At 64.1% G+C, this 23838-nt stretch carries 20 protein-coding genes; 13 read left to right on the top strand and 7 right to left on the bottom strand.

Translation table 11 applies throughout. From position 1 onward, the window contains the following. Positions 1 to 12 precede the first annotated feature (12 nt). From hutI to VFZ66_14710, 3 genes are read left to right on the top strand one after another with little or no spacing between them, the layout of a single operon-like run. On the top strand, positions 13 to 1383 hold the full coding sequence (gene hutI, locus VFZ66_14720) for an imidazolonepropionase (protein HEX6290440.1): 1371 nt from the start codon (positions 13 to 15) through the stop codon (positions 1381 to 1383). Continuing rightward, complete coding sequence (locus VFZ66_14715) at positions 1355 to 2449, top strand: C40 family peptidase (protein ID HEX6290439.1); 1095 nt, start codon at positions 1355 to 1357, stop codon at positions 2447 to 2449. Before hutI ends, VFZ66_14715 begins: the two co-directional genes overlap by 29 nt. Further along, a complete protein-coding gene (locus VFZ66_14710) occupies positions 2449 to 3453 on the top strand; it encodes a dipeptide epimerase (protein ID HEX6290438.1) in 1005 nt (334 codons plus the stop codon). The genes VFZ66_14715 and VFZ66_14710 overlap by 1 nt, the downstream gene beginning before the upstream one ends. A gap of 112 nt (positions 3454 to 3565) precedes the next feature. Here the strand turns inward: VFZ66_14710 and lexA are convergent, their stop codons facing one another. Then, complete coding sequence (gene lexA, locus VFZ66_14705) at positions 3566 to 4210, bottom strand: transcriptional repressor LexA (GenBank protein ID HEX6290437.1); 645 nt, start codon at positions 4208 to 4210, stop codon at positions 3566 to 3568. Between the two features lie 148 nt (positions 4211 to 4358). On the opposite strand from lexA, the gene VFZ66_14700 reads away from it, so the two are divergent. Together VFZ66_14700 and gyrB are read left to right on the top strand one after the other, a co-directional pair. Continuing rightward, on the top strand, positions 4359 to 5306 hold the full coding sequence (locus VFZ66_14700; protein ID HEX6290436.1) for a hypothetical protein: 948 nt from the start codon (positions 4359 to 4361) through the stop codon (positions 5304 to 5306). Between the two features lie 36 nt (positions 5307 to 5342). Continuing rightward, the gene (gene gyrB, locus VFZ66_14695) at positions 5343 to 7265 is read left to right on the top strand and encodes a DNA topoisomerase (ATP-hydrolyzing) subunit B (GenBank protein HEX6290435.1); all 1923 of its coding nucleotides are present in this window, start codon (positions 5343 to 5345) and stop codon (positions 7263 to 7265) included. A gap of 100 nt (positions 7266 to 7365) precedes the next feature. Here gyrB and VFZ66_14690 read toward each other — a convergent pair whose 3' ends face one another. Further along, a complete protein-coding gene (locus VFZ66_14690; GenBank protein ID HEX6290434.1) occupies positions 7366 to 8139 on the bottom strand; it encodes a methyltransferase domain-containing protein in 774 nt (257 codons plus the stop codon). Between the two features lie 197 nt (positions 8140 to 8336). Between VFZ66_14690 and VFZ66_14685 the strand changes: the two genes are divergently transcribed. The 4 genes from VFZ66_14685 (at position 8337) to VFZ66_14670 (ending at position 14995) form a co-directional block, all read left to right on the top strand. Then, complete coding sequence (locus VFZ66_14685; protein ID HEX6290433.1) at positions 8337 to 10559, top strand: hypothetical protein; 2223 nt, start codon at positions 8337 to 8339, stop codon at positions 10557 to 10559. A 74-nt stretch (positions 10560 to 10633) separates the two neighbouring features. Continuing rightward, positions 10634 to 10825, top strand: a complete 192-nt coding sequence (locus VFZ66_14680; GenBank protein HEX6290432.1) for a hypothetical protein — start codon at positions 10634 to 10636, stop codon at positions 10823 to 10825. Positions 10826 to 11232: 407 nt separating this feature from the next. Continuing rightward, a complete protein-coding gene (locus VFZ66_14675) occupies positions 11233 to 13854 on the top strand; it encodes a cache domain-containing protein (GenBank protein ID HEX6290431.1) in 2622 nt (873 codons plus the stop codon). A 1-nt stretch (position 13855) separates the two neighbouring features. Further along, positions 13856 to 14995, top strand: a complete 1140-nt coding sequence (locus VFZ66_14670) for a hypothetical protein (GenBank protein HEX6290430.1) — start codon at positions 13856 to 13858, stop codon at positions 14993 to 14995. Positions 14996 to 15004: 9 nt separating this feature from the next. Here VFZ66_14670 and VFZ66_14665 read toward each other — a convergent pair whose 3' ends face one another. Beyond that, entirely contained in the window at positions 15005 to 15328 is a 324-nt protein-coding gene (locus VFZ66_14665) for a hypothetical protein (GenBank protein ID HEX6290429.1), read from the bottom strand. Between the two features lie 290 nt (positions 15329 to 15618). Between VFZ66_14665 and VFZ66_14660 the strand changes: the two genes are divergently transcribed. Then, positions 15619 to 17211, top strand: a complete 1593-nt coding sequence (locus VFZ66_14660; protein HEX6290428.1) for an alpha-amylase family glycosyl hydrolase — start codon at positions 15619 to 15621, stop codon at positions 17209 to 17211. A gap of 81 nt (positions 17212 to 17292) precedes the next feature. On the opposite strand, the gene VFZ66_14655 is transcribed toward VFZ66_14660, so the two are convergent. After that, a complete protein-coding gene (locus tag VFZ66_14655; GenBank protein HEX6290427.1) occupies positions 17293 to 17748 on the bottom strand; it encodes a DUF4395 domain-containing protein in 456 nt (151 codons plus the stop codon). A 107-nt stretch (positions 17749 to 17855) separates the two neighbouring features. Between VFZ66_14655 and VFZ66_14650 the strand changes: the two genes are divergently transcribed. The 3 genes from VFZ66_14650 (at position 17856) to VFZ66_14640 (ending at position 20149) form a co-directional block, all read left to right on the top strand. Further along, positions 17856 to 18410, top strand: a complete 555-nt coding sequence (locus VFZ66_14650; GenBank protein ID HEX6290426.1) for an ElyC/SanA/YdcF family protein — start codon at positions 17856 to 17858, stop codon at positions 18408 to 18410. Positions 18411 to 18473: 63 nt separating this feature from the next. Next, positions 18474 to 19109 (top strand): haloacid dehalogenase, encoded by a 636-nt coding sequence (locus VFZ66_14645; GenBank protein HEX6290425.1) that lies wholly within the window; start codon positions 18474 to 18476, stop codon positions 19107 to 19109. Between the two features lie 32 nt (positions 19110 to 19141). Beyond that, the gene (locus VFZ66_14640; GenBank protein HEX6290424.1) at positions 19142 to 20149 is read left to right on the top strand and encodes a GHMP kinase; all 1008 of its coding nucleotides are present in this window, start codon (positions 19142 to 19144) and stop codon (positions 20147 to 20149) included. 74 nt (positions 20150 to 20223) lie between these two features. Here VFZ66_14640 and VFZ66_14635 read toward each other — a convergent pair whose 3' ends face one another. From VFZ66_14635 to VFZ66_14625, 3 genes are all read right to left on the bottom strand, one after another. Further along, a complete protein-coding gene (locus tag VFZ66_14635) occupies positions 20224 to 21756 on the bottom strand; it encodes a UDP-N-acetylmuramoyl-L-alanyl-D-glutamate--2,6-diaminopimelate ligase (GenBank protein HEX6290423.1) in 1533 nt (510 codons plus the stop codon). Positions 21757 to 21858: 102 nt separating this feature from the next. After that, positions 21859 to 22686 (bottom strand): hypothetical protein, encoded by an 828-nt coding sequence (locus tag VFZ66_14630; GenBank protein ID HEX6290422.1) that lies wholly within the window; start codon positions 22684 to 22686, stop codon positions 21859 to 21861. Further along, positions 22686 to 23786 (bottom strand): peptidoglycan bridge formation glycyltransferase FemA/FemB family protein, encoded by a 1101-nt coding sequence (locus VFZ66_14625; GenBank protein HEX6290421.1) that lies wholly within the window; start codon positions 23784 to 23786, stop codon positions 22686 to 22688. Before VFZ66_14625 ends, VFZ66_14630 begins: the two co-directional genes overlap by 1 nt. Positions 23787 to 23838 lie beyond the last annotated feature (52 nt).

Here is a 23838-nt window from a genome sequence, read left to right as displayed (position 1 = left end):
GCGGTGACAATCGTGGAGCCACAGACGATAACCATCGACTTACTGCTGACGGCGGAGCGCGTCGTCACCTGTGCCTCGCCGGGCGGCCCCAGGCGCGGATCTGCCCTGGCCGATGCCGGTGTGATCTACCAGGGCGCGGTCGCGATCGACGCAGGCCGGATCGTCGCCGTCGGGCCACGCGCCGAGCTTGAGACGCGCTACACGCCCCGCGATCGGTTCGACGGCGGCGCGCGCGTGCTGATGCCAGGCTTTGTCGATCCGCACACGCATGCCTGCTACGCGGGCAATCGCATCGAGGATTTTCAGCGGCGCATCGCGGGCGCGACCTACCAGGAGTTGATGGCGGCGGGCGGCGGGATCATGCAGACCGTGCGCCACACACGCGCCGCGCCGCAGACCGCGCTGATCGAGCAGACTCGTGCCCGGCTGGACCGCATGCTGCGTCACGGCACCACGACGGTCGAGATCAAATCGGGCTATGGCCTGGACACACCCGCCGAGCTGCGCATGCTCGAAGTCATCGCCCATCTGGACGCCACGCATCCCTGCACGATCGTGCCGACCTTCCTGGGAGCGCACGCGGTTCCCGCCGAGTACGCGCGGCAGCCCGCCGCCTACGTCGATCTGGTCGTCGAGGAGATGCTGCCGACCGTGGCCGCCGCCTGGCGCGATAGCGATATGGTCCATCCCAAGAAAAACGCATCGGCGGCGCTCTTCTGCGATGTCTTCTGCGAGCCCGGCGCGTTCGATCTGGCGCAGACGCGAAGAATCTTAGAGCGTGCGCGGGGCCTGGGCTTTGCGCTCAAGCTGCACGCCGACGAGTTCGAGGCGCTCGGCGGCACCAGCCTGGCCGTCGAGCTTGGCGCAACCTCCGTCGATCATCTGGTCGCCACCAGCCAGGCCGAGGTCGAGACGCTCGCGGCGTCGGGGGTGGTTGCCGTGGCCTTGCCGGGCACGCCCATCGGCCTGGGCAAGTGCCAGCATATGCCAGCGCGGGCGCTGATCAACGCCGGAGGCGCGCTGGCGCTTGCCAGCGATTGCAACCCCGGCACCAGCGTTTGTGAGTCGCTGCCGCTGCTGCTGGCGCTCGGCTGCCGGTTCCTGCGCCTACAGCCCCACGAAGCAATCAACGCGACTACCATCAACGCCGCTCATGCGCTCGGACTGGGCGCGCAGGTCGGCTCGCTTGAGCCCGGCAAGCAGGCCGATCTGGTGCTGCTCGATCTGGCCGACGAGCGCGAGCTGGCCTATCGCTTCGGCGTCAATCCCGTGCTCTACGTCTGGAAGCACGGCCAGCGCGTCGTCGACAACACGCTCCCGCCCCTTGCTACTCTTTCAGCTTCTGGAGGTTTCGATGCCCCAAACACCCCTCGACATCGTTGAGCATGCGCGCCACCAGCTCTTTCGCGACTCGCGCCTCACGCTGGGCGATATCCGCGTCGATCAACATCAGGATACCATTCGCATCCGTGGCGCGGTGCTGGATCGTCAGGCTGCCGATGGCTTTATGCATGCGCTGCGTGTGCAAGCGCCCGGCGTTAACTGGCGCGACGAGCTCACGCCGCTGGTCACGGGGCCTGACTATGGCTGGGCACTTAACCTCCGCGCGGTTGCCGATCTGCGCCGCGAGGCTGATAATTTTTCGGAGCGCGTCTCGCAGACGCTCTACGGCGAGCCGATCGAGGTGCTGCGCTACCAGGATGATTGGGCGTTCGTTCGCTTGATCGATGGCTACCTCGGCTGGATGCACGTCGAGCCGCTGCATATGTGTACGATGGAGGCCGCGCAGACCTATCGCCAGCAGATCACGCATACGATCAAGCGCCCGCTGACGCCGCTCTACGCCCAGCCCACCGCCGAGCCTCACGAGCAGGTCGCGCTGCTGCCCTTTGGCGCGCGTCTCGCCGTCGAGGGCCACGACGGGCCGATGCAGCGCATCCGCTGTCCCGACGGCAAGCTCCGCTGGGTGGCTAGCACCGATCTGATCCCGCAGGGCGAGATCCCGCATGGCACGACCTCTGCGCTGCGAACCGTTGAGCCGTGGCTGCACGCGCTGATCGGGGTGCCCTACCTGTGGGGCGGCAAAACGCCGTTTGGCTACGATTGCTCCGGCCTGGTGCAGATGATCTATAGCCTGATCGGCATCCATCTGCGCCGCGACGCCGATCAGCAGGCGTTGGAGGGCATGCCCGTGGCGTTCGATGCGCTTGAGTTCGGCGATCTGATCTTCTTCGATACGCGCCAGTCCAACGCCGACATCATCAGCGGAGCGCCCGATCTGGCCGTTACACACGTCGGCATGGCGCTCAATCGCACCGACTTCATCCATTCGAGCTGGCGCGGCGGCGGCGTGATCTGGGGCTCGTTCGATCCGCAATCGCCGTTTTTCATGCCCACGTTCGATCGCCGCTTCCTCGGCGCGCGGCGCTACCTCAAAGCGAACGAGTGATGCGGATCGCGTACGAGACGATCGAGCTGCGCCTGCGCCATACCTTTCATATCGCGCATGGAGCCAGCGATAGCCGCCGCAACGTGCTCTTGCATCTCGGCGATGGCCTGGGCGAGGCCGCGCCCGTGGCCTACCACGGCGAGAGCGCCGAGGCCGTGACCGAGACGTTGGCGGGCTGGCGCTCCGAGCTTGCGCGGCTGGACGATCCGGCGGCGATCACCTGGCTGCTCCAGCGCCTCACAGGAAGCCGCGCCGCGCGCGCCGCCGTCGACCTGGCGCTGCACGATGCGCTCGGCAAGCGCCTGGGCTGTCCCGTCTATCATCTGCTCGGCCTGAGCCAGCTGCCGCTGCGGCAGACCTCGTTCACGATTGCGATCACCGCGCCCGATGAGCTGGTCGCGCGGGTCCGAGATGCCGCCGCGTTTCCGATCCTCAAGGTCAAGCTCGGCACCAACCGCGATCTCGACATCGTCCGCACGATCCGTGAGGCCGCGCCCCAGGCGACCATTCGTGTCGACGCGAACGCTGGCTGGACGGTCCCGCAGGCACTTGATCTGATACCGCAGCTTGCCGAGCTTGGCGTCGAGCTAATAGAGCAGCCCCTCGCCGCCGACGACCTGGAAGGCTTCCGTACGCTCAAGCGCGCGCGTCTGCCGCTGCCGATCATCGCCGATGAGAGCGTCAAAGCGCCCGGCGATGTCGTGAAGCTGGCCGATGCGGTCGATGGTGTGAATATCAAGCTGATGAAAACCGGCGGGATTCAGGGGGCGCTCGCGGCGATCCACACGGCGCGTAGCTGCGGCCTGACGATCATGCTCGGCTGTATGATCGAAACGTCGCTGGGCGCGACCGCCGCCGCGCATCTGGCGGGGCTGGTCGATTGGGTCGATCTCGACGGTCCGCTGCTGATCGCCAATGATCCGTTCGAGGGCCTGCGCTTTGAAGGCGCGCGGCTAACACTGCCGGACGGGCCGGGCCTCGGCGTGACGCCGAAGCCTGCGTAGCGCGCCGTCAGGCGGGAGTGGGCGAGTTCCCCAAACATTTCCCCCTTCTGGAGGTTAAAGCAAAACCGGCGAGGTGTCAGACCTCGCCGGTTCTACATTCATCCTCTCGCACCTACAGCATCGAGCGCACAACCCCGACCACACGACCCTGCACCTGGATATTCGTGGCATCCTCTGTCCACGCCTCCATTGTCGGGTTCGCAGGCTGCAAGCGGACCTTATCGCCCTCGAAGTAGATCTTCTTCAAAGTCACCTCGTTGCGATCGACCACGCGCACCGCCGCCGTCTGGCCGTTCTCGACCTGCTCGGTGTAGCGCATCAGGATCAGATCGCCATCGGCGATGAGCGCGTCGATCATCGAGTTACCTTTGACCCGCAGCGCATACACATCCTGAAGACGCTCCGGCAGCATCTCCGCCGGGACATCGACGTACTCATCAGCCTCGCCCTGATCCGGCAACGGGATCGGCGAGCCTGCCGAGATCGTCCCGACCAGCCCGACGCGGCGGTGATTGCCGGAAACCGGGGGCGCTGGCTCGACCTCCGCCGGTGGCAGCTTCATGCCACGGGCGAACTTGGGATCGCGCACCAGCAGGCCGCGCTCTTCCAGCTTCCGCAGGTTATAGGCGACCACCGAGGTCGAAGAGATATTGAGATCGTTCTGGATGTTGCGGATTGCGGGCGGGTAGCCGAACTTATGCATGAACTGCTGGATATAGGTGTAAATATTTTTCTGACGTTGCGACAGACCATCCATCGGCGGTATCCTTTCCACCACCGCCGACCTGATGGCCTGCGCGGGGTGCTTTCAGCAAATATGTGCGAGTGTTGTTAGTATATCAGTCGCACCAATGTTCTGTCAAGTAGTGGTTTTTAGGGCTTGGTCGTGGTATAATAAACACAGTATGCAGCATACGAATGCCTCAAAAACCGCACGTCCACCATCGCTGATCGAGACGATCACGCAGGGGTTCGAGGCCGTCAACCGACGGCTCTGGGTGGTGCCGATCCTGTTCGTGCTCGACCTGTTTTATTGGCTGGGGCCACGGATCTCGATCCAGCCGCTCATCGATCGCTTCATCGCGCTGATGCGAGCGCTCGGCGGCCCAGAAGCCCGCGAGATGCTACGCCAGCAGATGGCCGAGCCACTGAGCGCGGCGCGTGTTCCGCTCAACCTTGGTCAACTTCAACTGCTCCCCACCGCCCAAACACTGCTGCCGTCGGTTACGCCGCCGCCGCTCACCTCGGTGACATGGCAGATCAGCAGCGTCGCGATGCTGCTGGCGGCTGTGACGCTGCTCAACCTGCTGGCGCTGCTGGTGACGCTGCTCTACCTGATGCCGCTCGCTGACATCGTCCGGGGCGACGCCATGCCACGGCCAACCGCAGGGCGCATGGCAAAGGCATTCGCGTCGCTGCTGGGCATTGTGCTGATCGTGCTGGGCATTCTGCTCCTGTTTGCGATTCCATTCGGCCTGCTGATGAGCTTTGCCTCCTTGATCAGCCCGGCGCTCGGCTCGCTGGTGGCGAGTCTGTGGTTCGCGTTTTTCGTATGGCTGCTGTTCACGGCCTACTTTTCATTCGACGCGGCGATCTTCAGCGGTGTTGGGCCGATCCGCGCGCTGCTGACCAGCCTGTTTATCGTGCAGCGCTCGTTCTGGGGCGCGATCGGGCTGTATCTGATCGGGCGCTTGATCATGAGCGGCATGAATGTGATCTGGCAGATGCTATCAACATCCGAGGTTGGCCTGGTGGTGGCGATGATCGGCAGCGCCTATCTAAGCTGCGGACTGGCCGCCGCACACTTGATTTTTTACCGAGACCGCTTGAGCCGGATCGGGCGACGAGCGTAACTGAGCCGGAGTTTAGAAGTAAGGGGAAACACATCAATGGCGACCGTTGCTGCAACAAATACGTACGGTGCAGATCAAATCACCGTGTTGGAGGGTCTGGAAGCGGTTCGTAAGAGGCCCGGCATGTATATCGGCCCGACCGATATTAACGGCCTGCATCACATGATCCGCGAGCTGGTCGACAACTCGGTCGACGAGGCGCTGGCAGGCTACGCCGATACGATCACCGTGATCATCCACAAGGATCACTCGGTGTCGGTGCGCGATAACGGTCGTGGCATTCCGGTGGGCATTAACAAAAAGCACAACAAGTCTGCGCTGGAGCTCGCGGCGACGGTGCTGCACGCCGGCGGTAAGTTCGGTGACGGCGGCTACAAAGTCTCGGCGGGTCTGCACGGCGTGGGCCTGTCGGTGGTCAACGCGCTGAGCGACTGGATGATGATCGAGGTTAGCCAGAACGGCAAGGTCTATCGCCAGGAGTATCATCACGGCGTGCCCAAGGCCAATGTCAAGCCCGTGCGCGCCACCGAGGCGACGGGTACCTTCGTGCGCTTCCTGCCCGACGTGACGATCTTCCGCGAGATCGACTATGTCTACAAGCAGCTTGCGCAGAAATTCCGCGAGATGGCCTACCTGACCAAGGGGCTGCGCATCCGCTTTCTGGATGAGCGCGACGATCTGGAAACCTCGTTCTACTTCGAGGGCGGCATCGTCTCGTTCGTGCGGCATCTCAACAAAGAGAAGGACGTGCTGCACAAGCTGCCGTTCTACGTCGAGCGCACCGTCGATCAGGTCAACGTCGAGATCGCGCTGCAATACACCGACAGCTACGATCGCGACTCAGTCTATGCCTTCGCCAACAACATCAACAACACCGACGGCGGCGCGCATCTGACGGGCTTTCGCACGGCGCTGACCCGCGTGATCAACAACTACGCGCGTGCCAAGGGCATCCTCAAGGAGAAGGAAGAAAACCTCTCCGGCGACGACGTGCGCGAGGGGCTGACGGCGGTCGTCAGCGTCAAGCTGGTCGATCCGCAGTTCTCGTCGCAGACCAAAGAGAAGCTCGTCAATCCTGAGGCCAAGACAGCGGTCGAGGCGACGCTGAGCGATGCCTTCGCGGCCTATCTCGAAGAGAATCCGGGCGATGCCAAGCGCATCGTCGAGAAGACGATCTTCGCCGCACGTGCCCGCAAGGCCGCGCAGCACGCGCGCGAGACTGTGCGCAAGAGCGCGCTGGAAGGCTTCTCGCTGCCCGGCAAGCTAGCCGATTGCTCAGACAGCAATCCGGCGCGCTGCGAGCTGTACATCGTCGAGGGCGACTCGGCAGGCGGCAGCGCTAAGCAGGGCCGCGACCGCCGCTTCCAGGCGATCCTGCCGCTGCGCGGTAAGATCTTGAACGTCGAGCGCGCTCGCATGGACAAGATGCTGGCGAACAACGAGGTACGCGCGCTGATCACGGCGATGGGCATCGGCATCGGCGACATCATGGACATCACCAAGCTGCGCTACCATCGCATCATCATCATGACCGACGCCGATACCGACGGCGCGCATATCCGCACGCTGCTGCTGACGTTTTTCTTCCGCCACATGCGCGAGCTGATCAACAGCGGGCACCTGTACATCGCGCAGCCGCCGCTGTACCGCATCAAGTACGGCAAGGAGCAGCCCGTCTATGTCTTCTCTGATCGCCAGAAGGATGAGTACCTGAGCAAGATCGCGCCTGAAGATCGGCGCAAGGCCGAGGTGCAGCGCTACAAGGGCCTGGGCGAGATGAATCCCGATCAGCTCTGGGAGACGACGATGAACCCGGCCAACCGGATCATCCTCCAGGTGACGCTGGAAGACGCGCAGCAGGCCGACGAGACGTTTAACATGCTGATGGGCGATCACGTGCCGCCGCGCAAGCGCTTCATCCAGACCCACGCGATCGAGGTGCGTAACCTGGACGTGTAGGCGCGTACTTAGTAGGATACCGAAGTTAGCTGGACTGGCCTCAATGCGGCCAGTCCAGCTATTTCTCACACAAGCTCCGCTATCTATGGTTGCTTGGAAACTATGGTTTCCATCCGATCGCCCGACACCACGCAAACGCGGCATACGCCGTAGCTGATTCCGACCACTCCATCCAGGCGTATTCCATGGCATCGAGATCGCTGGCGCTGGCAAGCCCATACGTTTGGGCCGCGCTGGCGTACCACTCATCGCGACAATCGGCTGCCCGTGCTCTCCCGAAGGACTTCACCGCATCGTCCGTGCCATAGCAGAAGTATTTGCTCGAAGCGACCACACGCTCAAATCCGGCGCTACGTAGCAGACCGCGCAGCGCGCGGCCACGATACGGGTCGGACATGGTATCAAGCTGCCACAGGCGTTCGCGAACCGTGTAGAATCGGCGCAGGAGTTGCTCGTTCGGTCCAGCCAGGATCAGGCCGCCATACTCGACACAGGCGACGCCAAGCACAGCACCAGGTTTGAGCGTGCGTTTGATTTCCTCAAGCGCATCAAGCGGACGATCAAGCGTCTCCAGCATGGAATGGCACAGACACGCATCAAAATGCTCAGCCGGAAAATCCAGCGCGTACACGCTACCAACCCGAAATTCCACATTTGTCATGCCCTGTTGCATAGCGTACTGCCGAGCATCCGCAAACTCCTCAGCGTCCAGATCGACCCCAATGACGTTGCCCGACAGCCTGGCTAAACCCACAGAAATACTTCCGCCTCCGCAACCGACATCAAGGAGCCGAACGTCTGGTGCCAGGTGCGGAATGAGAAAATCGGCGTAGTCAGCCGCGTTTCTGCCCGTCAGATAGGCATCAAATGTCATAGCTATGCCTCCTGCAAACCGTGGGAGCGAAACATTCGACCATTGTGCTGGCAAAGCAGAATACCTCTGCCGTCAAGCCACCTGCTTGCTCCGCGCGCCGTACGCCGCTCTTTCGTTTATAATGCCCCGCCGATGACGTATCCGAGCGGATCGCTACGGTGTTACCGCTCGGTTAATCGCTCCCTCAGAGGATGATTGTGGGTACAGCCCGACGAGATAGAACGTTAATTCCTGCGCAAGCATGGCTGGCGCGGACATGTCTGGTAATAGCCGCGATCGGCATAGTAGTGCTTGGACGGCTGCCCCTGCTGATCGGCCAGGCCGGATATGCCTGGACCTATGGCCTGCTGCGACATGGCCTCCCGCTGGTCGAAGCCCAGGCTGGCCTCGCGCGCTACCAGCAGATCGTCGGCCCGCTCGAGTCGTTTGTCTTCAGCTATCCCTGGCTCTGGCCGCTACTTGGCGCTCTTGGGCTGCTGCTCCGCTCAACCGATCCTGACACAGCACCTGCGATGCGCTCGAAATCCATCAGCGCGATCTGGCTGGCGCTGTTGCTGGCGGCGCTCGGTGCAGGTCTATGGATTCGGCTCGCGCCGCTCTGGAGCGCGCAGGCGGCGCTAGTCTGGACGCTCGACTACGACGAGGGCGTCTATGTGTCGGCGGCGCGGGTCTGGCTGCAAGGCAACCTGCCCTACCGCGATGTATGGCTGTCGCACCCGCCGACCGGCATTGCGCTGCTGCTGCCTGCGGTAGCGATCGGCGACACCGGACCGGCCATGCTCATCGCGGCGCGGCGAATGACCGCGCTGATCGACGTGGTGACGGCGCTGCTGATGCTGTGGGTCGGGCGCGAGCTAGGCGGCTGGCGGATCGGAGCATTCGCCGCCGGTCTGTATCTGCTCGACGGAGCCGCAGGGCGCAACAGCACGCACGTCTGGCTTGAGACTGGCCTGAACTGCTGGTCTGTTGCGGCGCTGGGCTGCGCGCTGTATGGCGCTCGGCGCGGCGCTACAGGCTGGCTCCTGGCTGCCGGAGCGTGCGCGATGCTGGCCGCGACGACTAAATACGTGGGCGTGGTGATCCTGGTAGCGATCCTGATCAGCTTCGGAGCGCATCGACGCTGGCGGATGGCCGCGACGATCCTGGGCGGTAGTTTGCTGGTCCTGGCGCTATGCCTGCTCGTGTCGCTCCCCCTGGGCTGGGACAACCTGATCCGGCAGACCGTGCTGGCTCAGATCTTGCGCGCGCCGCACGACGTTTCGGCGATCGATCGGACGGCGCTGGCTGTTACCGCCCCGGCGAGTGTGCTGACGGTGCTGGTCGCGGTGCTCGGCGCGATCGTTGTGTTCCGTCGGCGCGCGCTACCCTCGCTGGGCTGGGCGCTCGTCCTGACCTGGCTGGCGCTCGTGCTGCTGATCCTGATGAACAGCCCGGTCTTCTATCTACATTATGTCAGCCAGCTCATGGCTCCGCTCGCGCTCTGTGGCGGCGGTATCGCCGCGCTAAGCATCTCGACACCCTGGCGCAAGGGCCTGGCGCTCGCGGTAGCGATCCTTGTGCTCCTTCCGCTGGTCGTGCTGCAACTGCGCTCGCTCCCCGCAGACGGCCCCTCGTGGGATATTCCGGCCAGCGCTGAGCGGATTCGGGCACGCACCGCAGCCGAGCAGCCAATGATGAGCTTCGAGCCGCTCTACAACCTGTTCAGCGATCGGGATTTTATGCGCGCCCCGGATGGTCGCCTGCTGATCGACAGCTATATGCACGTGCCGGGCATGTCCGTAAGCTGGTCGTCCTCGATCTGGCGCGATCTGTGGCAGGTGCTTGTGCGGAAAGCGCCGCTAGCGCCCGCAGCAGACGGAGACGCCGTGATGACGATGCTCAGGCAGGCTCCGCAGGCCGTGTTCGCTCCGTCCCGCGCGCCGACCACCGTGGAGCAGGCGGTGATCCTTGCCAGTGAGTATCGGCAGTATCCGCTGCCGAGCGCGATGCTCTACGAGCGGCTGCCGCATCCGCGTGGCGTAACGGTCGAGTCGCTCAAGATTCGCGGGATCGTCGCGCCGATGGAGGCCAAGGCGGGCGAGCCGCTTGAAGTCAAGGTGTTGTGGCAGATGACGCGGCCAGAGCCGCGCACGCCCTTTATGTCGCTCCAGCTCGTCGATGCCGCCACGCATAAGTGGGGCCAGTTCGACAAGCCGGTCGGGCCGGAGGGCGCGCCGTTCTGGGCCTGGAAGCCGGGGCCAAAGATCTATGAGGACATCGTAGCGCTGCCGATCGATCGGGCAACTCCGCCCGGAACCTACAGCCTGTTGCTGGCGGTGTACGATCCGGCAACAGGCCAGCCCTGGCAGCTCACCGACGAAGCGGGACAGCCGATCGCGCTGCCGTATGTGGTCGAGCAGGTGACAGTTCTGCCGCGCTGATTGGCGCCTTCGGCTGCTGGCATGTTTAGTGCAGCATGAGCGCCAGGGTTCTACAGAGCAAGGAGGAGAAGCGCATGGCACAAGGACCAGATCCAAAAGGCGAGCGCGGCGGCGATACCGGCGAAACCAAGCAGAAAGGCAAGGGCGCTGGTGCCGAGAAGGGCGATCAGCGACGGGAGTACCAGCAGCACGAAGGGCAGACCCGCAACAGCCCAGGCGCGCGCCGGACGGAGCAGGATGAGCAGAGCGGAGAGTCCAACAGCTAAATAGGGATAGTCTGTGTACCTGGCAGGCGGTACGTGCTACGCGAGACAGACCAGCATTTGTCTCCCGGCATGCGTATCGCCTGCCGATCATTTCGGTAAAGAACAAACGAAGGAACAAAGAACAAAGAACCGGGTGCCATACGGGTGCCCTGTGGGCATGGTACCCCGGCCCGGAGCGAGGGCCGAAACTTGAAACTTGAAACCACGCCAGGGCAACGCCGCGAGCCGCCGCATCGCTACGTACCAGGAGAGCAGGGCATTCTGCGCGATAGGGGCTTTGACTTTGGGACCGTAGTACCCTCCACGATAAGGCGCGTCTGTGGTACCCTCATAAAGGCGGAGTAGGTTTCGCATCCGTTGTGAGAATACAACTCACCAGAACATGCTACTCCAAGGATCTGGCTTGTATGCGACGAGGGCTACACATCCTGACATCTCGCATAAGCAATAAAATCATCCTGCCCTATCTGGTCGTGGTGGTCTGTATTGCAATCGCCATGACCTTTGTAACAGTACGACTGACCGTAGGAGCGCTTCAGGAGCGAATCGACAACCGGCTGATCGAGGCGGGACAGGTGACAAGCGATGCGCTGGTCGCCGCCGAGGATCAGCAGCTTACGCAACTGCGCGCGATGGTCTTTACGCAAGGCGTTGCCGAGTCGCTGCTGGCTGGCGATCAGGCGGCGCTGAACACCCTGCTCCGGCCTCACTGGGCCAACGCGCGGCTTGAGGCGCTGGTCGTCTTCGATCGGCGCGGGCAGCCGCTTCTCGCATGGGACCGTCCAGCAGGCTCCAGCGTCGATGCCGCGCCCAGCAACTTCCAGGCTCGCGATCTGCCAGGCTGGTGGCTGGTGCAGCAGATCGTCGCAGGCCGCAGCGATGCGCTGGGCGATAAGTTCTCAGCGTTTCACGATCACCACTTCTACACGGCAGCTCCGGTACGCCAGGATGGGCAGGTGATCGGCGGCATGATGGTCGGGCTGCCGCTCGATCAGCTTCTTGAGCAGTTGCAGCGCAACAGCCAGGCCAGCATCACTACCCTGTACGACGCCGAGGGCCGCGCGGTCGCCACCACCCAGGTGCTACCGAGCGGCTCAGTCGCGCCCGCGATCCCTGCCCCGCTGCTCGCGCAGCTTCGGGCGAAAGAGTCGTCCGCCGAGCCATTCCATCTTCAGGACAGCACCACCCTGAACGGACGCGAGTATCAGCTCGCCTATAGCCCGCTGCGCGTTCGGCGGGCGACCAACGGCTTCTTCTCCGTGGGCGTGTCGCGCCAGTTCATCGTCGATACCTGGGCCGCTGGACGATTGCCGCTGGTCGCGCTGACGATGGTGCTGATCGGCGCGGTCGTCGGCGTGGGCGTGGGCGTATCGCAGCGCATCACCCATCCGCTGCAACATCTCGCCAACACGGCGCGCGCCGTCACCAACGGCGAGCTGCGGCGTCGCAGCACGATCGCCAGCCGCGACGAGATCGGCGTGGTGGCGCGCTCCTTTAACCAGATGACCGAGCGGCTGCTGCACCTGTACGAAACCAGCCGCACGCTCAGCGCCTCGATCCAGACCACCGCGATTCTTACCCAGACACAGGCCGCTGTCGAGCCGCTGGTTCCCGGTGCGCAGGTCATGGCGCTGCTCAACGAGCAGCACGGCTGGCGCTGCTACCTCGACGATGGCGCCGCCGAGCGGTGGCGCGGGCTGAGTCAGCACGCCGCCAGGGATAGCGCGGCGATTCTGGCGCTGGCGCGATCTATAGACAAGCCGCGCGTCATGTCGGCGAACGACCCGCGCCTGCAAGCGCTGGCGCTGCCCGGCAGTATCGCCGAGATCTGCTGCATGGCGCTGACCGTTCAGCATGAGCTGGTCGGTCTGCTGCTCTTTCTGCACGCAGCGCCCGGCGCGATCAATGAGTCGGTCATGGTTCCGCTCGCCGCGATCGGCAGCATGGCCGCGCCCGCGCTCAATAACGCGCGGCTGTACGCAGCGATCCAGGCGGAGGGCGATCGGCGGCGGGTCATTCTGGAGAGCATCGCCGATGGTGTGGTTGTTTGCGATGCCGAGCGTCAGATTGTGCTGATGAGCGCGGCAGCCGAGACGCTGCTGGATCTGCACGATTGGGCTGAGCGGCGCTACCACTTCGATCAGCTTCCGCTCAAGCCGCTGGCGCGATCCGGCGCGGCGCTGGCCGCCGCGCCGGATCGCTACGAGGCATACGGACGCATCCTGCGCGTCACCTGCGCGCGCCTACCGGCAGCCGACGACGGGCTTTCCGGCGAGGTGATTGTGCTGCACGACATCACCGACGAGGCCGCGCTCGATCAGGCCAAGACCAACCTGATCGCGCTGATCTCGCATGAGCTGCGCACGCCGCTGACCACGATCCAGGGCGCTGTCGATATGCTGCGGCAAGGCATCGGCGGGCAGCTCTCGCCGGTCCAGAGCGAGCTTGCCGAGACGGCGCTGCGGCAAAGCCGCGCGATGAGCAGCTTGATCGATAAGGCGCTGATCGTCGCCAATCTTGAGACAGATAGCCTACAGCTCAACATTCAGCCGACTGAGCTACAAATTGCCCTGCAAGGCACGATCCGCTCGCTGCAATCCGCCGCCGCCGACGCGCGGGTTGAGATGCATGTCGATCTGCCGGGCAACCTTCCGGCGGTGATGGCCGATGCGCGCATGATCCAGGTGGCGCTTGAGGAAGTCGTGGGCAATGCCCTCAAATACGGCGACGGCGCTCCCGTCGAGATCAGCGCCTACGCCGAGGGCGACGATGTGATCCTGGCGGTGCGCGATTACGGGCCGGGCATCGCCCCAGAAGAGCAGGCTCAGCTCTTCCAACGTCTAAGCCGCAGCGCGGATAGCATCAATACGGCCCTGCGCGGTCTGGGCCTGGGCCTGGTGATGACCCGCGAGCTGCTAGAGCGCCAGGGAGGCGCGATCGGCGTGCAGAGCACACCCGGCGAGGGCAGCCTATTCACGATTACACTTCCAGGAGTGAGCCGTGCGGTTGAAGCTCAGTCAGCAGCCTAGCATGATGTCACACCTGTTGCAGCGCCATCTGCTCTGGCTGCTCAGCGCGATCACGATGCTCGTCGCGACAGCCATGATTCTGGCAACCGCGATCCTTGGCCTGACGCTGGTCAGACCGTCGGGAAGCGCCCATCGCGTGAGCCTGCTCTCGCTTGTCGCGGCTAACTACCAGCCCTGGCCGGACACCAGCCCGCGCCAGCGCCCGCTCGATCCTGAGATTATCTCCGATACTGCACGCGACGCCGCGCCCTCCCCGCACGATCACATCATCCAGGTGCCGGTCGAGCCGTCGCCGCAGAATCAGCCAACCCCGGCGGGAACAGCCGGGGGTCGTAGCGCCCTATCCACGCCGACCACCGCCGCAGCAGGCGGGGCGAGCGAGAGTCCATCGCCCAGCGCCACCGATTCGCCAACCGTGTCGCCGACGCCGCCCAGCCCCAGCGCGACCGCGACACAGACGGCGCAGCTACCAGCCGCTACGCCAACGCCGAGCCATTCCAGCGGGCCGCCGTCGCGCCCACAGCCGACCGCGACGCGCGTAGCCCCGACGAATACCCCGGCTCGTCCAGCGCCGACCGCGACGCCACTCCTACCGACCAGTCCGCCCGTTGTACCGACGCTCACGCCGGTGCTGCCAACTGCCGTGCCGCTGCCCACGCTGCCGCCCACGCTCCTGCCAACTGCCGTGCCGTTGCCCACGCTGCCGCCCACGACCGTCCCGTTACCCACGCTGCCGCCCACGCTCCTGCCCACGACCGTCCCGTTACCCACGGTCGTGCTACCGACTGTACCGCCGCTGCCCACGCTGCCGCCAACTGCCGTGCCGCTGCCCACGCTGCCGCCCACGCTCCTGCCCACCAGCGGCCCGCTGCCAACAGTCGCGCTGCCAACAGTTGCGCTGCCAACTCCCACGCCAACCGGTACGTCAGCGCCGCCCACCCCGACCAGCACGTCAGCGCTGCCCACGCCAACCGATACGCCAGCGCCGCCCACCCCGACCAGCACGTCAGCGCTGCCCACCCCGACGAATACCCCGACTCAGCCAACGGCAACTCCGCCGCGCGTGCCGACACAGGCGCCGACGTTCGTGCCGACGCTCGTGCCGACACGGCAATCTCTTCAGGCTTTAAGCAGCCAATAGAGGATCAGTTTACCGCTCCTCATCCTTGATGTCCGCGTCGCTCAGTCGTGAGTGCGCCGCGCGTCCGGCCACGCCCAGATCGTCGGTATCGCCCATCGGACGAACATGATCCAGCTCCTCGCCGCTGCGCTGGCCGAACGCTGCAAACTCTGCCGGATCGATCGCACTCTCCACATCGCTGCCCACCCGCTCGTTTTGGTTGAAGAGCGGCATCGGTCGGGGCATGTCCTGATCCAGCACCGGGCCTGGCCCTTGCGCGCGATCGATCGCCTGCTCGCGCTGCTGCCCAAGCTCGGCGTCGATAGGCGCGGATTGTTTTTGTCGCTCAGTCATGCTTGCTCCTTTTTCGAGTTTCAAGTTTCGAGTTTCGAGTTTCTTATGGCTCTTGGTTCTCGCTTTGTTCTTTGTTCTTCCTTTGGTTCTTGTTCCTTTCGTTTGTTCTCTGCCCCACCGGACCACCGCAACTTACATACCACGCAGACGATCGTCAGCGCGAGGCGCGGCACATAGCTTGCCGTCGATCGCTGGCGTGAGTATGATCTCTGTTGTCGCGACCCCGCCGCTCAGGGTCGCGCTCGTATGTGTACGCTACCCGACACGTAGCGGCACCCTGGGTGTAGACCATGACACATCCGTATCTTTGGTGGCAGACGGGGACGGTCTATCAGATCTATCCGCGCAGTTTTATGGATAGCAACGGCGATGGCACCGGCGATCTGCAAGGTATTCTCGGTCGCCTGGATTATCTGGCATGGCTTGGCGTCGATGCGATCTGGCTCTCGCCGATCTTTCCCTCGCCGATGGCCGATTTTGGCTACGATGTCGCCGATTACGTCGATATCGATCCGCTCTTCGGCATGCTCGCCGACTTCGACGCCTTGCTGGCGCAGGCGCATGGCCGTGGCATGAAGGTCTTGCTCGACCTCGTGCCGAATCACTCCTCCGACGAGCATCGCTGGTTTGTCGAGTCGCGCTCCAGCCGCGACAACCCGAAGCGCGACTGGTATATCTGGCGCGATCCGGCTCCCGACGGCGGCCCGCCCAACAACTGGGAGGCGATGTTCGGCGGCAGCGCGTGGCAGCTCGACGCCGCGACCGGCCAGTATTACCTGCATCTCTTCCACGCCAAGCAGCCCGACCTGAACTGGCGCAATCCGGCGGTTCGGCAGGCGATGTACGATGCGATGCGCTTCTGGCTCGATCGGGGCGTGGACGGCTTCCGCGTCGATGTGATCTGGCTGCTGATCAAAGACGAGCAGTTCCGCGATAATCCGCCCAATCCTGAGTGGCGCGAGGGCGATCCGCCGTGGATGCGCTATCACAAGGTGTATACCGAGGATCAGCCGGAGGTTCACGCGGTCGTGCGCGAAATGCGCGCGGTCCTCGACGAGTATCACGAGCGCGTGATGATTGGCGAGATCTACCTGCCGGTTCCACGCCTGATGATGTACTACGGCGAGTCGCTCGACGGCGCGCATCTGCCCTTCAACTTCCAGCTTGTGCTGCTGCCGTGGAATGCCGCCGTGATCCGCCAGGCTGTGGATGAGTACGAGGCCGCGCTGCCTGCTGGCGCGTGGCCCAACTGGGTGCTCGGCAACCACGATCAGCCCCGCGTGGTGAGTCGCATCGGCCCGGCGCAGGCGCGTGTCGCCCAGATGTTGCTGCTGACGCTGCGGGGCACGCCCACCTGCTACTATGGCGACGAGATCGGCATGCATAACGTGCCGATCCCACGCGAGCTGGCGCACGATCCCCAGGAGCAGCTTTCGCCCGGCTTTGGCCGCGACCCGGAGCGCACGCCGATGCAGTGGGATGCCACGACCAACGCGGGCTTTTCGACGGCCACGCCCTGGCTGCCGCTCGCCGACGATTATGCCGTCAACAACGTCGCCGCCCAGCGCGACGATCCCAGATCAATGCTAAGCCTGTTCCGACGGCTGATCGATCTTCGCCGCTCGCATCCGGCGCTGACTATCGGCTCGCACCGCTCGGTGAATACCGGCAGCGTCGATGTCTTTGCTTACATGCGGGAGGCGCAGGACCAGCGTATTCTGGTAGCGCTCAACTTCAGCTCGTCGGAGCAGACGCTCGATGTCGCGGCGGGCAGCGCGCGCGGCACGATCCTCTGCTCGACTCACCTCGATCGCGACGGGCATGTCGAGCTGTCAAGGCTTACACTGCGGCCCGACGAGGGCCTGTTACTGGCGATCGAGTAGCAGATCGGGATAGGCCGCAGAAATACAACGAGGTTGGTGGACAACAGCCACCAACCTCATGCTTTTGGCCGCGCTGCCGGATCAGCCCAAGATCTGGCGGCGATGCAGCTTGAACTGGTAGTACAAAAAGCAGCCGACGCAGAAGCCTGCCAGCGCCACGCTTGCCGCTCCCGCCACCATGAGCGCCAGCGCCCAGCCGACCATGGGCAAGCCAGCGACGAAGGCAATCTGCGCCGCGCCCAGCAGCGCCAGCGCGATCGTATTGTTGAAGCGCATCAGCCGCCGATCCTGGCGTTCGGCTCCTGGGAGCTTGGTTGCAAACAGCCAGCGGCCCAGTGCCGCGATCGGACTCCAGCGCTGCCCCAGCACCACCGCAGGCAGCAGCAGCACAAACAGGATCGTGGTTGCCGCTGGCTGCTGCGTGACGATGCCGATCAACACGCCAAGAACAAGCACCCAACGGTTCAGCTTCACGATCGGAAGCGGAACGCCATCAGCGGAACTTGATGAATGAGTTGCAGGTCGCTCCTGTTCCATGCCTGATCTCCTTGAAACGATTCTTCAATCCACCTCTATTTTATCATATAGTTGATAAACAATGTCAAGAAACAAAGACCCTGATCGGTTCGTGTATAATGTGCGGCATGACTCCACGGATTTCTACAGTCGCGCTCTGGCGCTCGTTTCGGCGCATCCTGTCGCTGCTGCTGCTGATTGTGCTGATCGCGTTCGGCACCGGCGCGGCGATCATGCTCCAGGCGGGACGCAGCGATAACCAGCCAGCCGACGCCGCGATCGTTATGTTGACCGATGGTGCGGGATCGACGACGCGGCTGGAGCATGCGCGCAGGCTCTACATCGAGGGCAAGGTTTCGCGGATCTTGCTGGCCGGTGCGGATGTCGCCGAGAGCCGCGCCACGCTGCAAAGTCGGGGCGTCAAAGACGAGGCCGTGATCGAGCTGCAAGCCGCGCAGCAGCGCGCGCAGCTTGCCGCCGCCAGACAGGCGCTCGAACGCGATCACCTGACCAGCGCGCTGCTGATCGCCGAGCCGGTCGAGATGCTGCGGCTGCTGAAGATCGCCCACGATCAGCGGTTGCGCCTGATGAGCGCGCCCGTCGGAGCCGACAGCGACATCAACATCGGCGGCGTGGCCCAGGAGATCGGGCGCTATTTCCGCTACGTGCTGCTCGACGGCTAGCGAGATGCGCGCCGGATACCTTCGCCCCGGCATGGACACATATTTTGTAACCTGTAGGATGCTATGAATCTTGAAACGATTGTTGAAGCGGCGATTGCTCGTCTCGATGAGACGAACCAGGCGCGTGAAACCGCGCTGGCTACGTCGCGCAGCCTGATTCGCCAGTGCGCCAACGCGATTCGCGCCACACATCGCCATGAGTGGGCTAGTGCCGAGACAATGCTGGGCGAGGCCGACCGGATCGCCACGGAGCTGCGCGCCCGCCTGACCGAACACTCCGCGATTTTGAACGCGGGCTACAGCCAGGATGCCTTCAAGGAGTATGCCGAGGCGCGGCTGGTCTATGCCATGGTGCGCGGCATCGATCTGCCCAGCCCGGAGCAGATCGCGGTCGAGCCTGCCGCCTATCTCAACGGCCTGGCCGAGGCTGCCAGCGAGCTGCGCCGCTATATTCTGGATGGCCTGCGCAAAGGCGATGTCACCACCGGCGAGCAGCTTCTTGAGGTGATGGACGACGTGTACAGCCGGCTCGTCACCGTCGATTATCCCGACGGCGTTACCGGCGGCCTGCGCCGCACCACCGACGCGCTGCGGGCCGTGCTGGAGCGCACACGCGGCGATCTGACGGCGGCGATCCGGCAAGATCACCTGATGGCCGCGCTCGCCCAGGTTGAGTCGCGGCTTCCGGCGCAGGAGTAGCCCAACAAACCGCATGTATGGTAATCAACCCTATGCAGAATATCTATAAAGCAAAAGCGCCGATGCGCATCGGATTCTTCGGCGGCGGCACCGATGTTAGCCCGTATCCTGAGCTGTACGGCGGCAAAGTGCTCAACTGCACGATCGATAAGTATGTGCGCTGTATGCTGCGGCCCACCGGCAAGCCCGGCGTGATCATCCGCTCGCTCGACCTCGCGACGATTACGCAGACGGTGGCGGGACGCGCCTGGAACGGCAACCTGCCGCTGCCGCAGGCGGTGATGAACGCGCATCCTGAGATCGACGGCGTTGAGATCGTGATGTTCAGCGACGTGCCGCCGGGCTCCGGCCTCGGCTCGTCGTCGGCGCTGGTGGTGGCGATGCTCAAGGTGCTGGATGCCGCCTTTGAGCTTGGGATCGGCCCGCACGATCTGGCGAAGCTCGCCTACCGCATCGAGCGCGAGGACCTGGGCATCTCCGGCGGCTGGCAGGATCAGTACGCGGCGGCCTTCGGCGGCATGAACGTCTACCACTTCGGCGCGGGCGATGCGATCGTCGAGCCGGTGGTTACGGATGAGTCGGCGCTGCTGGAGCTGGAGTCAACCCTGGTGATCGGCTTTATCGGCGATCGGCAGATGCTCACGCGCAACGTGGTCAACGATCAGGTCCGCCGCATGCGCGAGGGCGATACGCTGCGCTATCATCACGAGACGAAAGCATTTGTCGACGAGTCGGTCAAGCTGCTGCGCGCGGCACGCATCCCCGACTTCGGGCGCTTGCTGCACGAGGCCTGGGAGGTCAAAAAAGCCTTCTCGCCGCATATCGCCTCGCCGCTGGTCGATCAGGTCTATGCCATCGCCCGCGAGCACGGCGCGTGGGGCGGCAAGCTCTCCGGCGCTGGCGGCGGCGGCTTTATGTGCTTCTGCTGCCCCTTTGACCGTCGGCTGGAGCTTGAGGAGGCGCTGACCGCCGCAGGCGTGCGCGTGCGGCCCTTCTCCTTCACGCGCACGGGCGTTCACGCCTGGAAAGCGCAGCCGTAGAAAGGAACAAAGGAACAAAGGAACAAAGGAACAAAAAAAGCCCAAGATCCCTTGTTCTCTTGTTCTCTTGTTCTTTATCCATTGAAACCCATCTCGCGCAGCGCCTGCTCGGCCTCGCCGCGCTCCGACCACGGCAGCTTTCGACCGCTCTCGTAGATGATGCACGACTCGTGGCCTTTGCCGAGCAGCAGCACAATATCGCCGGGCTGCGCGCGCCGAAACGCCTCCCGTAGCGCCTGTGCCCGATCGGCGATCAGCAGATAATCGCGGCCCTCGCGCTTGCCCGTCCGCTGCACACCCGCCGCGATCTCGGCCAGAATCGCCTCGCGGTCCTCGTCGCGCGGATCTTCGTCGGCGATGATCACCAGATCGCAGTAGCGCCCGGCGATCTCGCCCTGGATCGCGCGCTTCTCGTGGTCGCGCTCGCCAGCCGAGCCAAAGACGCTGATCAGCTTGCCTTTCGTGAGCGGACGCATCATGCCCATCACCTGCTCGAACGAGTCGGGGTTGTGCGCGTAATCGACGACGACTGTAAACGGCTGGCCCAGCTCGACGCGCTCCATGCGCCCATTCACACCGCCGACCGCCCGCAGCGCCGCAGCAATCGCCGCGCCGGAGATGCCCTGCGACAGACCGACGCTCAGCGCCGCCAGCGAGTTGAGCACATTGAACTCGCCCGGAATCGCCAGATCGATCGCGACATCGCCCCAGGGCGTGGTAGCCGTGTAGCTCACGCCGTCGCGCGTCAGATCGACATCGTAGGGCCGCACCAGCGCCGAGGGATTGTGCAGCGCGTAGGTGATCACATCGGCAGCGCCCGCGGCGTCGATAAAGAACGGGGCGCTGGGATCATCCAGGTTGATCACCGCCGTCTTCCGCCCGCCCTGCCCGGCCTGTCCCACGTGCAGCAGCTCGAAGAGCCGCGCTTTGTCGCGGCGATACTGCTCGATCGAGCCGTGGTAGTCCAGATGCTCGTGAGTCAGATTGGTCAGCACCGCCACGTCGAAATCACAGTCGCCCACCCGGTTCCACTGCGGCGACAGCCCGTGCGACGACGCCTCGACTACCGCGTAGTCGCAGCCCGCGTCGAGCATCTCGCGAAGCATCTGCTGCACTTCGAGCGCCTCAGGCGTCGTCTGGCGGGTCAGATTGCTCCACCAGCGCGGCCCGATCTTGAAATCGACCGTCGTCATCAGGCCGCTGGTATGGCCTTCGGTGTCGAGCACATGCGCGATCAACGTCGAGGTCGTCGTCTTGCCCTTCGAGCCGGTAACACCCACCACCCGCAGCGCGCGGCCCGGATAGTCGTAGAACGCCGCCGCGATCGGCGAGAGCGCGGCCCGCGAGCACGGCACCCGCACGAACGTCGCCGTGTCGGGCATAGCCTCGGTCAGCGCCGCCTGATCTTCGTACACGATCGCCGCCGCGCCCTGCTGGAGCGCCTGCGGAATAAAGCGATGCCCATCGACATGCGTGCCTTTGATCGCCACGAACACGCTGCCGGGCACCACCTTGCGCGAGTCGTAGGTCACACCGCTGATCGCAACCTCACGCGCTCCCGTGACCTGTGCATCGGGCAGATCGGCGATAAGTTGGGCAAGATTCATGGATGATCCTTTTATACAAACAACGAACAAAGAACAGAGCGCAGGAGACTCCCTGCTTTGTTCTTTGTGCGCCCAAAGGGCACCCGGTTCGTTGTTCGCGTCTCACTCATCAAACAGCCACGTCGGCTCGTTGTACAGCCGGGCATGACCGCTGGCGATCCGCTCTGCGACCCACGCGGCGAACCAGTTTTGCTGCGCGGCGAACGTTGCGGAGCGCAGCATCGACAGCGGCGTGTTGAGCCGCAGCACCCGCCCAGGGATGATATGCCGCGTGATCCCGGCGGGCAGAATCCCGCCCGTGTTGGTCAGCTCCAGCAGATCGAGCTTGGTGTAGTGCCGGAAGATTACCGCGATCGTTCCCACTGGCAGGCTTGCCGGAGTGAGCCGCTCGTCGTGCGGCAGGCGCTGGATCGTCGACCGCTGCGCGTAGCACCGAAAGACTGTCTCCAGCAGATGCGCCTCATCGGAGAGCGCCGCGCCGCCTTCAATCGCCCAGGCATCGCCGTCGGATGAGATCAGCGCGCCGAGCAGTGCTCGCTCGCGGACGCTCCGCTCGGCATCCTGGGCATCGACCGCATAGATCTTGGCCTGATCGAGCGCGCGGAGCGCGCGGAGCAACGAATGCGTGTTGATGTTATGGAGCAGGTGCGCCCAGGTATGCAGCTCGATGCGCGAATCGACGTAGTTGACGATCTGTACCGGGATCGCCTCGAAGCCAAGCTCGCCCATCGCCGTGGTTCGAGTCGCCCCATCCAGCACCATCAGGCGGTCGGTGCGGGCATAGCGCGCCACGATCGGGGGATTGCGCAGCACATCTTCGCGCGCCAGATCGTTCATCAGCCGCGAGACGCGCGCAGGATCGGTCGACTCGTGAAGCACACAGCGCTCAAGCGCAACCAGTTGCAGATTCGGAAGAGGTTCGGGCTGCATCATTCGCCTCCGCCGCGCCGACGCTGCCATAGCCAGTAGAGCGGCGCGAGATAAACGCGATCATACGCGGGTAGGTAGCGCACGACGTGGCCGCCCCAGCCTTTTTTGAAGCGGTACACGCCGTACAAGGGATGTTCTTTCGCTGCTTGTTCCAGCCGCGCTTGCTCATCGCTCGACGCATGGGCCATCTGGCCGAACGCATCGGGAATGCCCCACAGATCATAGATCGTGCAGCCGCGCTCCCGCGCCCACTGGATCGCGTGCCATTGTAGCAGGTGATTCGCGCCCTGCTTCAGCCCGCTTTCGGTCGAGCCGCTGTACATATACGTCGCTTCCCGACCCCAGCCAAACACCAAAAACGCCGCGAGCGCCGCGCCATCGTGCTCCGCGATCAATAGCCGCGCCGCGTCGCCAAAGAGCCGCAGCGCCGCCTGGTAGTAGCCGCGTGCATGAATCGCGAAGCTCTGGCGCTCGCCCGTCGCCTGCATGATCGTATAGAACGTGTCCAGATCGGCGTCGGTAGTGCCGACGCGCACCGTAACGCCGTTACGCTCGGCCCGGCGCACATCCGCGCGATGGCCTTTCGAGAACGCGGCAAACAGCGCATCAGGCGCGGGCGTGAGATCCAGGTGGATCGACGAGCGCGGCTGCATCGGCGCGGCGACCACGAAGCGCTGGACCTGTAGCCAGGAGTGCAGGGCTTTCGTGGCGTCGCTCGTCTCCGGCATGTTGGGCTCAAGCCGCAGGAACGCGGCTCGCCGCCGCCGCGCGATTCGTTGGAGCGTCTGAAGCAGCGCGTAATTGAGCGTCTCGTCGGCGGCAAACAGCGGGCCGCGCGGCACATAGGCCACGGATAGGCCATAGAGCGGGCGAATCAACACCTGCGCGGCGGCGACCGCCGCGCCATCCGTGACCGACACCCGAAGCGGCTGCCAGCCAAACTGCTGCTTGAGTTCGCCCCAGGCCCAGCTCTGGAGCATATGCCCCTGCGCATGCTGCCCGACCAGTGTATCCCACGCGGTGGCATCGGTATGTTCGATCACCGCCAGCGATCTGGCGCTCTTCTCTGCGGTTTCCTGGCCTTGTACCATCGTGTGCATAGTCACTCTACAAATCGTACAGCGCGTACACCACTCGCCGCACGTGCTTCAC

Source organism: Herpetosiphonaceae bacterium (assembly GCA_036374795.1).
Lineage (GTDB): Bacteria > Chloroflexota > Chloroflexia > Chloroflexales > Kallotenuaceae > LB3-1.
This window is presented reverse-complemented; position numbering and strand designations above follow the sequence as displayed.

Coding starts and splice junctions, on each gene's coding strand:
- VFZ66_14650 (HEX6290426.1), top strand. CDS start 17,856: ATGACTCCACGGATTTCTACAGTCGCGCTCTGGCGCTCGTTTCGGCGC.
- VFZ66_14700 (HEX6290436.1), top strand. CDS start 4,359: ATGCAGCATACGAATGCCTCAAAAACCGCACGTCCACCATCGCTGATC.
- lexA (HEX6290437.1), bottom strand. CDS start 4,210: ATGGATGGTCTGTCGCAACGTCAGAAAAATATTTACACCTATATCCAG.
- VFZ66_14665 (HEX6290429.1), bottom strand. CDS start 15,328: ATGACTGAGCGACAAAAACAATCCGCGCCTATCGACGCCGAGCTTGGG.
- VFZ66_14710 (HEX6290438.1), top strand. CDS start 2,449: ATGCGGATCGCGTACGAGACGATCGAGCTGCGCCTGCGCCATACCTTT.
- VFZ66_14630 (HEX6290422.1), bottom strand. CDS start 22,686: ATGCAGCCCGAACCTCTTCCGAATCTGCAACTGGTTGCGCTTGAGCGC.
- VFZ66_14670 (HEX6290430.1), top strand. CDS start 13,856: ATGATGTCACACCTGTTGCAGCGCCATCTGCTCTGGCTGCTCAGCGCG.
- VFZ66_14680 (HEX6290432.1), top strand. CDS start 10,634: ATGGCACAAGGACCAGATCCAAAAGGCGAGCGCGGCGGCGATACCGGC.
- VFZ66_14625 (HEX6290421.1), bottom strand. CDS start 23,786: ATGCACACGATGGTACAAGGCCAGGAAACCGCAGAGAAGAGCGCCAGA.
- VFZ66_14690 (HEX6290434.1), bottom strand. CDS start 8,139: ATGACATTTGATGCCTATCTGACGGGCAGAAACGCGGCTGACTACGCC.
- gyrB (HEX6290435.1), top strand. CDS start 5,343: ATGGCGACCGTTGCTGCAACAAATACGTACGGTGCAGATCAAATCACC.
- VFZ66_14640 (HEX6290424.1), top strand. CDS start 19,142: ATGCAGAATATCTATAAAGCAAAAGCGCCGATGCGCATCGGATTCTTC.
- VFZ66_14715 (HEX6290439.1), top strand. CDS start 1,355: ATGCCCCAAACACCCCTCGACATCGTTGAGCATGCGCGCCACCAGCTC.
- VFZ66_14645 (HEX6290425.1), top strand. CDS start 18,474: ATGAATCTTGAAACGATTGTTGAAGCGGCGATTGCTCGTCTCGATGAG.
- VFZ66_14660 (HEX6290428.1), top strand. CDS start 15,619: ATGACACATCCGTATCTTTGGTGGCAGACGGGGACGGTCTATCAGATC.
- VFZ66_14675 (HEX6290431.1), top strand. CDS start 11,233: ATGCGACGAGGGCTACACATCCTGACATCTCGCATAAGCAATAAAATC.
- VFZ66_14635 (HEX6290423.1), bottom strand. CDS start 21,756: ATGAATCTTGCCCAACTTATCGCCGATCTGCCCGATGCACAGGTCACG.
- VFZ66_14655 (HEX6290427.1), bottom strand. CDS start 17,748: ATGGAACAGGAGCGACCTGCAACTCATTCATCAAGTTCCGCTGATGGC.